This window comes from Halorhodospira sp. 9628, assembly GCF_022228075.1.
In the GTDB taxonomy this organism is placed as follows: Bacteria; Pseudomonadota; Gammaproteobacteria; order Nitrococcales; family Halorhodospiraceae; genus Halorhodospira; species Halorhodospira halophila_A.
Window position 1 is genome coordinate 399,933 of record NZ_JAJNRF010000001.1, and the last position, 13,636, is coordinate 413,568.

The following is a 13,636-nucleotide window of genomic DNA, read 5'->3' on the forward strand; positions in this document are numbered from 1 at the left end:
GAGTCTCGATCGGTTCACCGGTTGGAGAGGTGCGGCAAAGTATACCAATCCCCTGGGCCGCTTCGGGGAAAACCGGCCCGGGCCCGCTGCGCAGTGGCTACGCCCCGCGCTCGCCGAGCAATTCCCGCAGGCCGGCTTCATCGAGGATTTCGACACCGAGTTCCCGGGCCTTGTTCAGCTTGCTGCCGGCATCCGCCCCCGCCACCAGGTAGTCGGTCCGGCTCGAGACGCTGCCGGTCACCCGACCGCCACACGCCTCGATGGCGGCCTTGGCCTCGTCCCGGGTCAGGCCCTCCAGGGTGCCGGTGAGCACCAGGGTGCAGCCGGCCAGGGGTGACGCGGCGACCTGCTCCGGCGGTTCCGGCTCAGGCCAGCGGACCCCGGCGGCGCAGAGGTGATCGACCACGTCGCGATTGTGGGGCTCGGCAAAGAAGCCGGCGATGGCCCGCGCCACCACCGGGCCGACATCCTCCACGGCCTCGAGCTCCTCGGCCGGGGCCGCCATCACCCGCAACAGCGCCTCGCTGGTGATCGCCGTCCCCGCTTCCACGCCGGCGGCCTCTCGCAGCCGGCCCAAATCGCCGCGGGGGATCGCGGCCGTCAGACCGTAGGCCGCTTCGGACAGGCGGCGCGCGGTCACCTCACCGACATGGGGAATCCCGAGGGCGTAGAGGAACCGCGCCAGCGTTGTACGCCGCGCCCGCTCGAGGGCGGCGAGGAGGTTATCGGCGGACTTGTCGCCCATACGCTCGAGCCCGGCCAACTGGGCGTGGCTCAGGCGAAACAGATCAGCCAGGTCGGCCACCAGCCCCTTGGCCACCAGCTGCTCGACGATCTTCTCGCCCAGCCCGTCGATGTCCAGGGCGCGGCGGGAGGCGAAGTGGAGGATGGCCCCCTCGCGCTGCGCGGGGCAGTAGAGGCCGCCCACACACCGGTGGGCCGCCTCGCCCTCGATGCGCTGCACCGCCGAGCCGCACTCCGGGCAGGTCTGCACGCGCTCCTCGAAGCGCCACGGCTCGGCCTGCCGCGGGCGCTTGTCGTGAATCACGGCGGTGATCTGCGGGATGACGTCGCCGGCACGGCGCACCATGACGGTATCGCCTTCGCGCACGTCCATGCGCGCCAGCTCGTCGGCGTTGTGCAGGCTGGCGCGGGCAACGGTGACACCGCCCACCTCCACCGGCTGCAGCCGGGCCAGGGGGGTGACCTTGCCGGTGCGTCCCACCGAGGGGACGATCCGCTCGACCACGGTGGTCGCCTCCCGGGCCGGGAGCTTGAAGGCCAGGGCCCAGCGGGGGGCGCGGGCGGTGAAGCCGAGCTGCTCGCGGGCGGCCAGGTCATCGACCTTGAACACGGCGCCGTCCACCTCGAAGGGCAGTGCATCCCGGTCCTCGATGAGCCGCTCGCGGTAGGCCTGGCACGCGGCCACGCCTTCCAGGCGCTCCAGCGGCGCGGTGATGCGAAAGCCCCACTCGGCCAGGCGCTCGAGCACCTCCCAGTGGGTGGCCACCCCCAGCGCCAGCGGCTCGCCGACGCCGAAGGTGAACAGGGTCAGCGGTCGCTGCGCGGTGATCCGCGGGTCGAGCTGCCGCAGCGACCCGGCGGCAGCGTTGCGCGGGTTGGCGAAGGGCCGCTCGCCCGCCTCGAGACGGGCCTGATTGAGCTGCTCGAAATCCTCCTTTCGGATCACCACCTCGCCGCGCACCTCGAGCCGCGCCGGATGGCCGCTGCCGCGCAGGCGCAGCGGCACGCTGCCGACGGTGCGCACGTTGTGGGTCACGTCCTCACCGCTCTGCCCATCGCCCCGGGTCCCGGCACGCACCAGCACACCGTCCTCGTAGGTCAGGCTCAGCGAGATGCCGTCGAGCTTCGGCTCACCGGTGTAGAGCACGCTGGCCACGCCGAGCCGGTCGCGGATGCGGCGGTCGAACTCGACCAGATCCTCGCCCTCGAAGGCGTTGTCCAGCGAGAGCATGGGGGTGTCATGGGCGACGGCGGCGAAGCCCTCCTGCACGGTCCCGCCCACCCGCCGGGTGGGCGAGTCGGCGGTGGCCAGATCGGGGTAGGCCGCCTCCAGGCGCTGCAGCTCGGCGAACAGGGCGTCGTACTCGGTATCCGAGATGCTCGGCCGGTCGAGGACGTAGTAGCGGTGATCGTGCTCGGCGATCTCGGCGCGCAGCTCGGCCACGCGTCGCTGCGCCTGCTCGCGGGACGGCGTCGATTCAGCCACGCTCGCTCCTTGTCGGGTGGGTCTTATTGGCGCTTATGCACGGCGATGTGCAGCCGCCGCCGGTGCTCGCGCAGCTGTTCGCGCATGTGCTCGGCGATCTGCTGCGTCATGGTGGAACGGGTGCTATCGAGCAACTCGCCACCGAGTTCCACGGATACCTGGTAGGCCGTGGCCAGCATCGCGTCGAGCACCTGCTCGCCATCCACTGGCAGGGGTAGCTGCATGAAGAACACCAGCCCCGGGGTCTCCAGGCCCGGCAGCGTCTCCTCCGGGTCCAGATACCCCGGCTCCACCATGCTCGCCGCACTGAACAGGGTCACTCGCCCCGTCTCACTCTGCCCGCGGCGGTGCCAGATGCGTTGCTCGCCCGGAACCATGCGCACCCGCCGCAGGGCCCGCTCGATCGCCGCCCCCCGGAAACGCTCGCCTTCCGGGGCGGCCACAAACGCCACCAGGATCTTCTCCGCTTCCTCGACATCGCCACTGCGGTAGGCGGCGATCTCCACCTGCGAGGCCGGCGAGAGCTTCAGCGGCGCCGGCTCCTCGACCCCGGCGGTGGCCGTCCCGCCGCCCCTCCCTGCCGGCGACGGCTCCGACTTCTCTGCCCCGCTCCCGGCGTCGCTTGCCCCGACCGGCTCCGCGTCGGCATGCCCCGCTGGCTGCGAACCGCTTCCGGCGGCGTCCGCCCCCGCCCCTACGGGTTCCCCGGCCGCCGCCTGCGGCTGCTCCCCGGCTGGTGCCAGGCCGGCGCGTTCCGCCTCGGCGGCAGCGGAGCGGTGCGGCGTGCCGGTTCGCTCGTCCGGTTCGCCGGCGGCTGCCTCGGCGGACTGCCACCAGGGCCGATCGTCGCCCTGCTCGCCCGTCTGCGACGTCGCACCCGACGCAGCGGGCCGTTCGCCCAGATCCAACCCCAGGTCGAGCTCCTCCGGGGCCAGCTCTTCCCGCTCGGCAAGGAGATCGTCGATGCCGCGCAGCTCATCGTCATCGATCACCGGGCGCTCTGACTGGCCGGGGCGCAAATCGCCGCCACCCCCTTCCTCGCCGGCGCCGGCGACGCCCCCGCGCCCCTGTGCGCTACCCGCCGCCGCGGCGGCCGGCTTCTGCTCGGCGTGCCGGCGGCGCCGATCCCGCCACCGGCCGAAGGCGTAGATCGCCAGCAACACCAGCACCCCTACGCCCAGGATCGTCCAACGCATCGCATCCATGGGTCTCTCTCCGTTATCCGGCCTCGGCGATATCGAGCGCCTCGTCCACGTCCACCGCAACCAGCCGCGAGACGCCGGGTTCGTTCATGGTGACCCCGAGCAAGTGGGAGGCCCGCTCCATGGTGGTCCGGTTGTGGGTGATCAGCACGAACTGGACCTTCTCGGACATCTCTTCGACCAGATCGCAGAAACGACCGACGTTGGCCTCATCCAGCGGGGCGTCCACCTCGTCGAGGAGACAGAACGGCGCCGGGTTGAGGTTGAAGATGGCAAAAACCAGCGCCACCGCACTCAGCGCCTTCTCGCCGCCGGAGAGCAGATGGATGCTCGATACCCGCTTGCCCGGCGGCTGCGCCATGACCACCACCCCGGTGGACAGCAGATCGTCGTCGGTCAGTTCCAGATAGGCGCGCCCGCCCCCGAACAACCGGGGGAAGAACCGCCCCAGCCCCTCGTTGACCTGATCGAAGGTCTCACGGAAACGCGCCCGGGTCTCCCGGTCGATGCGGCGAATCGCCGTCTCCAGGGTCTCCAGCGCCTCGTTGAGATCAGCGTGCTGCTCGTCCAGATAGCCGCGGCGCTCCTCCAGCTGCTGGCACTCGTCGATGGCCGCCAAGTTTACCGATCCCAAGCGCCGGATACGCTCGCTGACCTGCTCCAGGGCCTGCTCCCACGCGGCGACGGTGGCATCCGCGGCCAGGCGCTCGGCCACCTCGGCCTCCGATTCGCCGAGTTCTGCCAGGGCATCGGCCTCGTGGCTGCGGTGGACGCGCAGCTCGCCGGTCTCCAGGCGCAGCCCCTCCAGCCCCTCGCGCAACTGCTCGGCCCGCTGCTCGGCCTCGGCCCGCGCCTGCTCCTGCTCGCGCAGCTGATGATCCAGATGCTCAGCCTCGCTGCGCGCTTCGGTCAGCTGCGCCTCCGCTTCGGACCGGCGCGCCAACAGGGTCTCGCGCTTTTCGGTCAATTCGGCAACCGGGTCTTCATCGTCGCCCAGAGCAGTCTCCAGCTCCGCCCGACGGCGGTCGTAGCGCTCACGCTGCTCCTCGGAGCGGCGCAGCTGCTCGCGCACGGACTCCAGAGCGGTGCGGGCACTCTCGAGCTTGCCGGCCAGATCGTAGCGCCGCTCACGGGCCTCGCGCAGCCGCTCGCCGGCGCGCTCGAGTTGCTCGCGCTGATCCTGCTGCTGCGCCTCGACCTCGGCGGCGCGCTCGGCGGCCGTGGCGGCAGCGGCGGCGGCCTCCTCGGCAGCGGCGGCGGCCTCCTCCTGCTCCTCGCTGGCCGCATCGCGCTGCTCGACCAGGCGGCTGCGCTCTCCGGACAGCTCCTCGCGCCGCTTCCGAGCCTGCTCGAGGGACTCGCGGCGGTGTTCCAGACGAGCCTGCAGGTCGGCGTGGCGCCGGTGCAGCGGACCAAGCTCGGCAGCCAGTTCATCGCGCCGGCGCTCGGCCTCGGCGGCCCCGCCGCGGGCGTCGGCCAGCCGGCCCTCGGCCTCCTGGACCCGCGCCTCGGCATTCTCCACCTCCTCGCGCAGAGCCTGGATCTCCTGCTCGCGCTCGAGCACACCGCTCTCGGCGTCCTCCTGCCCGGGCAGGCGCACCCAGTTGGCGCCCATCCACACCCCGTCGGGGGTGACCACCGTCTCGCCGGCGGCCAGCTCGGGGCGCAGGGCCTCGGCGGTGGCGGCGTCCGGGGCGCAGCGGATCCCGGCGAGGAGTTCGCGGGCCGCCTCGCTGCCGTGAACATGCGCCGCCAGGCGATCCTCGGCCGGTGCCGGCAGCAACTGGGCCTCGCCGACCAGGGTCAGCGGCCCGCCGTCCGGGGCCCCCTCGCTGGGCAGCGATTCCGGCTCGATGCAGACGGCCTGCAGGGCGTCACCGAGGATCGCCTCCACCGCCCGCTGCCAGGCGGCATCGACACGGACCGTCTCGGCCAGGCGCGGGGCGGCGGCCCAGCCGCGGCGTTCGAGCCAAGCGTGGCGATCGTCCCCGCGCCGGCCCAGGGCCGACTCCTGGAGGGTCTCCAGGGAGGTCAGCCGCGCCCGCGTCCCGGAGACCGCCTCGCGGGCCGCTTCCAGCTCCCGGGCCGCCTCGTCCCGCTCGGCGGCGCGGGTCTCCAGCTCCTCGGCGGCGGCATCGCGGCGCTGCTGCAGGTCCTCAAGTTCGGCGGAGAGCTGTTCCTCCTCCGACTCCAACTCGCTGATGGCGCTCTCCAGCGCGTGCAGATCCACCGAGTCGCGCTCGTCGTCGAGGGCCTCGATGCGCTCGTCGAGCTCACGGACCCGGCGGGCGGCGGCGTCATGACGAGTCCGCTCCACCTCCTCGCGCCGCTGCGCCGAGGTCTGCTCGGCGCGGACGGCGTCGGCCTCGTCGCGCCAGGCATCCAGGCGCCCGCGAGCGTCCTCCTGAGCGGATTCCGCCACCTGCTCCTCTTCGCTGGCCGCCTCCAGGGCCGGTTCCAGCTCCTCGACCCGCTCCTCGAGGACCGCGCGCTTGTCCCGATCGGCGGTCACCGTGGCGTCCAGCTCCTCCAGCGCACGGCGGGCCTCGGCCAGCTCCTCCTCCCGCCGGCGACGCAGGTCGCGGGCACTCTGGATGCGCTCGTCCACCGAGGCGATCTCGGCCCCGATCTCGTAGTAGCGGCCCTGGATGGTGTTCAGCGCCTCGTGGCGCTCCCGGGCCGACTCGCGCAGGGCCTCGATCTCACGCTCGGCGCGGCGCTGCTCGGCCACCGCCGACTCGCGCTGGTTCTCCTGCTCGCGGATGCTGGCGTCGCGCTCGGCGATGCGCTGATCCAGATCACGCAGCCGCAACAGCGAGAGTTCACCGCGTAGGCGCCGTTCCTCAGCCTTGTAGGAGCGGTAGCGCTCGGCGGTCTCGGCCTGGCGGCGCAGCTTCTCGAGTTGCTTGTGGACCTCGTCGCGGACATCCTCAAGCCGCTCCAGGTTCTCGCGGGTATCCCGGATGCGGCGCTCGGTCTCGCGACGGCGTTCCTTATAGACGGAGATGCCCGCAGCCTCCTCGAGGTAGACGCGCAGCTCCTCGGGGCGGGACTCGATCACCCGCGAGATCATGCCCTGCTCAATGATGGTGTAGCCCCGCGGCCGCAGGCCGGTGCCCATGAAGACATCCGAGATATCGCGCCGCCGACAGCGGGTGCCGTTGAGGGCGTATTGCGACTGCCCCTCGCGATTGACCTGGCGCTTGACGGAGATCTCGTTGTAGGCGGCGTACTGGCCGCCGATGGCCCCGTCGGTGTTGTCGAAAATGAGCTCGATGCTCGCCTTCCCCACCGGCGAGCGGGCGCTCGAGCCGCTGAAGATGACATCGCTCATGGACTCGCCGCGCAGGTGCTTGGCCGAGCTCTCGCCCATGACCCAGCGCACGGCGTCGATGATGTTCGACTTGCCGCAGCCGTTCGGCCCCACGACGCCGACCATGCGTCCGGGCAGGGGCACCGAAGTGGGGTCCACGAAGGACTTGAAGCCGGCGAGTTTGATCCGCTTGAGATGCATCGTAGAGACGACGGGCGCGTCCGGTTAAGATAACGGACCATTATCAAGCCTCACCGGACCCTTGGAAAGCCATGTCGACTGAACCCTCGAACGCCCTGGAGACCTTCGCAAACCCCAACCCGGAGCGGGATTACACCATCCGGATGGAGATCCCGGAGTTCACCTGCCTGTGCCCGAAGACCGGCCAGCCCGACTTCGCCACGCTCAACCTGGAATACACCCCGGACCGGCACTGCGTCGAACTCAAGTCGCTGAAGCTCTACATCTGGTCCTACCGCGAAGTAGGCGGGTTCCACGAGGCGCTGACCAACCAGATCCTCGCCGACCTGGTCGACGCCACGCAGCCGCGCCATATGAAGCTGACGGCGCACTTCAACGTGCGCGGCGGGATCTGGACCACGGTCGAGGTGGAGCACCACGGCCGCTGACCCCAGGGACGGCATGAGCGGGCCCGGCGCACCGTTCTCAACCCGCTTCGCCCCCTCGCCCACCGGGCCGCTGCACTTCGGCTCGCTGGTGGCGGCGCTGGGCAGCTGGATCGAGGCCCGCCACCACGGCGGGACGTGGCATGTGCGCATCGACGACCTCGACCCGCCGCGCGAGGAGCCCGGGGCCGCCGATGCCATCCTGCGGATCCTGGAGGCACACGGGCTGGGCTGGGACGGCGAGGTGGTCTACCAGAGCCGGCGCGGTGCGGCGTACCAGGCCGCGCTGGAGCGCCTGCGCGGCGCCGGCCTGGCCTACCCGTGCGCCTGCTCACGCCGCGAGATCCAGGCCGCCGCCCGCCGCCACGGGGCCATCGGGGCGGTCTACCCGGGCACCTGCCGCGACGGGCTGCCCGCCGGCCGCGAGGAACGCGCGGTGCGGGTGCGCACCGACGGGGCGCGGATCCGCTTTACCGATGGCGCCGCCGGCGGGATCACCACCGAGCTGGAGGCAGAGGTGGGCGATTTCGTCATCCGCCGCGCCGACGGCTTCTTCGCCTACCACCTCGCCTGCGCGGTGGACGATGCCGCCTTCGGTTACAGCCACGTCATCCGCGGTCAGGACCTGCTCGTCTGCACACCGCCACAGATCCACCTCCAGCGCCTGCTCGGGCTGCCCACCCCGATCTACCACCACCTGCCGCTGGCGTTCAACGAGCACGGCCAGAAGCTCTCCAAGCAGAACCGGGCGCCGCCGCTGAGCGAGGACCGGGCCGCGGCGAACCTGGTCGAGGCGCTGGGTCTGCTCGGCTATTCGGCCCCGGAGCGGCTGCGCCGAGCCGCCCCCGCGGAGGTGCTGGCCTGGACCCTGGCGGCGCGCGCCGGATCAGAACCGCTGGCTTAGCGCCACCCGCACCTCGCGGCGCTCGCCCTGCACCCGCGGGGCCGCCAGGTAGCGCTCGTCGGTGGCGTTGTTGACGCGCAGGTCGAGCCGGGCGCCCCGGGACCATTCGAGGGTGCCGCCGAGGCTGTGCACGGTGTAGGCGTCGGTGCGGTACTCGTTGGCATCATCCAGGTACCAGCCACCCACGTACTCGCCGCAATACCAGAGGCTGAGCGGCAGGGCGGTGTACGCGCCCAGATCGTGGCGCAGCTCCAGGCCCGCCAGGTGGCGGGGTACGCCCTCCAGGTGGTTGCCGCGCTGCTGCGGCTCTTCCTCATCGTAGCTGCGGCTGCGCTGGATGGTTACGTTGGGCACCACCTGCCAGGCTTCGGTCTGCAGCCGGTAGTGCACCTCGACCCCTTCCACCTCCACCTCGCCGACCGCGCGGAAGTAGTCCTCATCCGGATACGCCTCATCCTCCTGCGGCAGGTTCTCCTCGCGCAGGTGGTAGGCGGCCACGGCCAGTTGCTGGCGGTCGGTCGGCGCATGACGCCAGCCGAGTTCGGTGATCGCGCTCTCCCGCGAGGGGAGAAAATCGCCGTGACGATCCTCGCCCTCATTGGGGCGCAGGCCGGTCCCGGCGTGCACGTAGACGCGGCTTCGCGGGGTCACATCCAGCTCCGCCCCGGCCTGCCAAGTGACCCCACGGTCCTCGGCCACCACCGCCAGCTGGGGATCGTCCTCATCGCCCTCGCGCACCTCGTACTCGTTGTGGCGCACCCCGGCGGTGAAGGCCCAGCGCTCGCCAAGCTCGATGCGATTGGCCAGGTAGGCCCCGTACCGATCGACCTCCTCCGGGCCCTCCTGGCGCTCCAGGGCCAGGTTGCCGAGGCGGATCCCGGAGAAGTCGGGATCCCGGGGATCAACGCTGAACTGCTGCCACCAGTCGCCCTCGTCATCCCAATAACGCAGCTGGTCGCGCTGGAAGTCGATCTCCTGTCGGTGCGCATCCGCGCCGGCGACCGCCTGCCACCGTCCCCAGTGGGTGCGCCGCTCGAAATCGACCTGCAGCCGAAGATCCTCCTGGGTGTATTGATCATCGACTCTGGCCGCGTAGCCGGCCACCGGCTCCGGCGCCGGCAACAGGCCAAAGGAGTAGAACCCCAGGATCAACTCCTCCCGGTCCACCTCGGAGTACGCGGCGCTGAGCGAGACGCCCAGGCCCTCGGTGAGCTGGTGGTCCCAGTAGAGCGCACTGCGCTGATAGCGCCGGTCGCTCTCCTGCTCCGGGCTGTGCAGCGGGGTATCGTAGACCGGGCCGTCCTCCAGCCAGACGGTGCCCATGTCGTAGGGCCGACGATTGCGCTGGAATTCGTGCTCGAGGCGCAGCTCGCCGTCGGCGTGGTAGCGCCAGGCGAGGCCACCGAGTACATGGAGCCGCTCGGTCGGCTGCGCGGCGGGACGGCGCTCGCCATCCTGGCCGGCCAGTGTCAGGCGGTAGGCGAGGTCGTCGCCGATCGGCCCGGTGCTGTCAGCCACCACGCGCCGGTGGTCCGGATGGCCCACCTCCACGCCCACCTCATGGGCCGGCGTGTGTTCCGGTCGCTTGCCGTGGTAACGGATGGCGCCACCGGGTGAGCCGACCCCCTGGAGGATCGCATCGGGGCCGGGGACGATCTCGACACGCTCAATCGTGTAGGGGTCGCGGACGAAGAGCCGATCGATATCCGTCAGACCGTTCCACTGCGGGGTAGTGACGGTGAAGCCGCGCAGGGTCCAGGCGGTGCCCAGGCCGCCTTCCTCGCGCCCGGCATGCCCTCCGGGCACCCCGCCGGCCAGCCCTTCCAGGCGATCGGGGCGGCGGGTCGCGAGGGTGGACTCATCCAACTCCGTGCGGCTGAAGCCGGCCCGGTCCGTCGCACGGGCGCCCTCGCCCCCAGGGATGTCGCTGCCCACAGCGGGCTCGGAGAGGACGGTGACAGGTGGCAGGGCGCCTTCCGCAGCAACGGCCCACCCCGCGGCCAGGGGGCCGCCGAGCACCAGTGCACCCAGGCTTATGGACGGTAGCGCGCGCATCAACATCCCTTTGGTGCGGTCGACTGGGGGCGAGGATACGGGACCCCGAAGCGTCGGAACAAACTGACGGCGGCTTCGGAAACTGGCCACGCTGCGGCCGCCGTGCTACTTTCCGTAACATAACGAGAGCGCCCCGAACCGGCGCCGCCTGGAGGAGATTCCTGTTGCGCAATGGACCCGGACCCGCTGCCGGAAGCGTGGCGCTGTTCCTGCTGGTGCTCTTCCTGCTGGCCACGCCGTTCACCGACTGGTGGATGCAGGCCCAGCCGCCCTGGTACGTGCCATACCTGGGCTGGGCAGTGGTCATCGCCTTGGGCGGCTGGCTGATCGAACGGGGGAGCGGGCGTGACCTTTGACCTGCTGACCCTGTTCCTGGTGGGGGTCGCCTACCTGGGGCTGCTGTTCGTCATCGCCTTCGCGGTAGACCGACGCTGGTTCCCGCGGGCGGTGGTCCGTCACCCGGTCTTCTACGTCCTCGCCCTGGGTGTCTACGCCACCACGTGGAGCTACTACGGCTCGGTGGGCTTCGCCGACGAGCACGGCCTGATCTTCGCCACCATCTACCTCGGGGTCACCGCCGCCTTCCTCCTGACGCCGGTGCTGCTCGCCCCCCTGCTGCGCCTGACCAGCAACCAGCAGCTAACCTCCGTGGCCGACGTCTTCGCCTTCCGCTTCTCCAGCCAGTTCGCTGGCGTCCTGGTCACCGCCATCATGCTCGCCGGCATCCTGCCCTACATCGCCCTGCAGATCCGTGCCGTGGCCGAGTCGACCCTGGTGCTCACCGGCGGGGGCCACGACCCGCGCCCCCTGGCGCTGGCCTTCTGTCTGATCGTGACGGTCTTCGCGATCATCTTCGGCGCCCGCCACGTCACTCCGCGGGTGAAGCACACCGGGCTGGTGGTCGCCATCGGCCTGGAGAGCCTGGTCAAGCTCGGCGCCCTACTGATGGTCGCCTGGGTGGCCGTCGACCTCGCCTTCGACGGCCCGGCGGGCCTGTCGGCATGGCTGCGCGAGCAGCCACAGCAGACGGACGACTTCTATCAGCCGGCGCTGGAGGGGCCGTGGCTGAGCCTGCTCACCCTGACCTTCGCGGCCGCCTTCCTGCTGCCACGCCAGTTCCACATCCTCTTTACCGAGAACCTGTCGCCGCGCAGCCTGACCCGCGCCAGCTGGGCCTTCCCGCTCATGCTCCTGCTGCTGGCGCTGGCGGTGCCGCCGATCCTCTGGTCCGGCACCGCGCTGGATGCCGGCACGGCCCCCGATTACTACGTACTCGGCCTGGCCGCCCTATCCGGCTCCGAGCCGCTGACCCTGCTGGTGTACCTGGGGGGCATCTCGGCAGCGACGGCGATGATCGTCGTCTCGACCCTGGCCCTGTCGTCGATGACCCTGAACCACCTGGTCATGCCGCTGATCAAGTCGCTACCGCATCAGGAGCCCGACCTGTACGCCACCCTCCGCTGGACCCGGCGGTTCCTGATTACCCTGCTCATCGTCTTCGGGTTCACCTTCTACGAGTTGCTCGACCGCACCGAAGCGCTGGTCGAGTGGGGGCTGATGTCGTTCCTAGCCATGGCGCAGTTCCTGCCCGGGATCATCGGCGTCCTCTACTGGCAGCGAGCCACGGTCTACGGCTTCGTGGCCGGCCTGCTCGGCGGTGCGCTGATCTGGCTAGACACCGTGCTGCTGCCGGCACTGGCTGGCACCGAGCCGTTCTTCCTGCTCGGCTTCCCCCAGGCCCGAGAGAGCGCCACTGAGCTCTACGGCATCGCCACCTTCTGGTCCCTGGCCCTCAACGGCCTGCTCTTCGTGGGCGTCTCACTGTTCACGCCGCAGCGCTCGGCGGAGCGACAGGCCGCCGAGGTCTGCCGCGACCAGACGGCAGCGGTCGCACCCGGCACCCTGCAGGCGGCCTCGCCCTCGCAGTTCGTGGTCCAGCTAGCACCGGTCACCGGCGAGGAAGCGGCACGCCAGGAGGTCTCCCAGGCGCTGCACGACCTGGGGCTGCAATGGAGCGAAAACCGGCCCGACCGCCTGCGCGCCCTGCGCGATCAGGTCGAGCGCAACCTCTCCGGGATGATGGGGCCGATGCTCGCGCGGATGATCGTCGACAAGCGGCTCCAGCTCGACCGGACGGCCCGCACGGCGCTGACACACAACATCCGCCAGATCGAGGAGCGTCTGGAGTCCTCACGCAACCGATTCCGCGGCCTCGCCGCGGAACTCGACCGACTGCGCCGCTACCACCGCCAGATCCTTGAGGACCTGCCTCTGGGGGTCGTAGCGGTCACCACCCACGGCCGCGTGGTGCGCTGGAACACGGCGATGCAGGGCCTGTCCGGCATCCCGGCGAACACCGCGCTGGGCTCAAGGATCTGCGACCTGCAGGCACCGTGGGATTACCTCCTGGACCGGTTCCTGACCATCGAGCAACCACAGCACCAGGAGCAGATCCCGCAATCCGGCGGTGAGCAGCGCTGGCTGTCGCTGCACAAGACGTGCATCCGCGAATCCGGCCGCGGGCGGACCGGAGACACCCTGATGATCATCGAGGACATCACCCACATCCGCCGCCTCGAGCGGGAGCTGGCCCACAGCGAGCGGCTGGCCTCCATCGGCCGACTGGCCGCGGGCGTGGCACACGAGATCGGCAACCCGGTGACCGGCATCGACTCCCTGGCACAGAACCTGCGCGGCGAGTCCGACCCCGAGATCCTGCGCGAGAGCGTCGACGAAATCCTCGAACAGACACGCCGGATCAACAACATCGTGCAGACGCTGATCGGCTACGCCCACGCCGGCTGCGCCGACGAGCGAACACCGGACCCCGTGCCGCTGAGCGAAGTTGTCGAAGAGGCGCGCCGGCTGGTCCAGCTGAGCAAGCGCGGCCAGGACCTGGAGATCGACAACCAGCTCTGGGCCGAACTCCAGGTCCGCGGCGACCGCCAGCGGCTGGCCCAGGTCTTCGTCAACCTCTTCTCGAATACGGCCGACGCCTGCGGCCCTGGCGGACGGATCGCAATCTCGGCGCGCCGGTACGGCGACCGCGTGCAGATCCGCGTGGTGGACAACGGCCCGGGGATCCCGGCCGAACTGCTTGATAAGGTGATCGAGCCGTTTTATACCACCAAAGCCGTGGGTCAGGGCACCGGCCTCGGCTTGCCGCTGGTCTACAACATCGTCAGTGAACAGGGAGGCGAGTTCTCGATCACCGCCGACAGCGGCGGCACCACGGCGTGGATCACGCTGCCGGTGCTCGATGCCGCGCCGCCGGCCGAGCACGCCGCGACCAAGGAGGAATAACCC

8 protein-coding genes are annotated in these 13,636 nt (G+C 70.8%); 4 read left to right on the forward strand and 4 right to left on the reverse strand.

The features are described 5' to 3' along the window. Window positions 1-97 precede the first annotated feature (97 nt). From ligA to smc, 3 genes are read right to left on the reverse strand one after another with little or no spacing between them, the layout of a single operon-like run. Window positions 98-2,230: an NAD-dependent DNA ligase LigA gene (ligA, locus tag LRG10_RS01865; protein ID WP_238634528.1), complete on the reverse strand. Its 2,133-nt coding sequence runs from the start codon at window positions 2,228-2,230 to the stop codon at window positions 98-100. A gap of 23 nt (window positions 2,231-2,253) precedes the next feature. Then, window positions 2,254-3,435 carry a cell division protein ZipA C-terminal FtsZ-binding domain-containing protein gene (locus LRG10_RS01870; RefSeq protein WP_238634529.1) on the reverse strand — a complete coding sequence of 394 codons (1,182 nt, stop codon included), beginning with the start codon at window positions 3,433-3,435 and terminating at the stop codon, window positions 2,254-2,256. 13 nt (window positions 3,436-3,448) lie between these two features. After that, window positions 3,449-6,946, reverse strand: a complete 3,498-nt coding sequence (smc, locus tag LRG10_RS01875; RefSeq protein ID WP_238634531.1) for a chromosome segregation protein SMC — start codon at window positions 6,944-6,946, stop codon at window positions 3,449-3,451. A 71-nt stretch (window positions 6,947-7,017) separates the two neighbouring features. Between smc and queF the strand changes: the two genes are divergently transcribed. Next, entirely contained in the window at window positions 7,018-7,374 is a 357-nt protein-coding gene (queF, locus tag LRG10_RS01880) for a preQ(1) synthase (RefSeq protein ID WP_201171786.1), read from the forward strand. 13 nt (window positions 7,375-7,387) lie between these two features. Then, window positions 7,388-8,275 carry a tRNA glutamyl-Q(34) synthetase GluQRS gene (gluQRS, locus tag LRG10_RS01885; RefSeq protein WP_238634533.1) on the forward strand — a complete coding sequence of 296 codons (888 nt, stop codon included), beginning with the start codon at window positions 7,388-7,390 and terminating at the stop codon, window positions 8,273-8,275. Here the strand turns inward: gluQRS and LRG10_RS01890 are convergent. Next, window positions 8,258-10,330, reverse strand: a complete 2,073-nt coding sequence (locus LRG10_RS01890; RefSeq protein ID WP_238634535.1) for a TonB-dependent siderophore receptor — start codon at window positions 10,328-10,330, stop codon at window positions 8,258-8,260. The two genes, gluQRS and LRG10_RS01890, sit on opposite strands and share 18 nt — an antisense overlap. Window positions 10,331-10,494: 164 nt before the next feature. Here LRG10_RS01890 and LRG10_RS01895 point away from each other — a divergent pair, with 164 nt between their 5' ends. After that, window positions 10,495-10,686, forward strand: a complete 192-nt coding sequence (locus LRG10_RS01895) for a hypothetical protein (RefSeq protein ID WP_201171796.1) — start codon at window positions 10,495-10,497, stop codon at window positions 10,684-10,686. Next, window positions 10,676-13,633 carry a sensor histidine kinase gene (locus tag LRG10_RS01900; protein ID WP_201242923.1) on the forward strand — a complete coding sequence of 986 codons (2,958 nt, stop codon included), beginning with the start codon at window positions 10,676-10,678 and terminating at the stop codon, window positions 13,631-13,633. Before LRG10_RS01895 ends, LRG10_RS01900 begins: the two co-directional genes overlap by 11 nt. The last annotated feature ends 3 nt before the right edge of the window (window positions 13,634-13,636 follow it).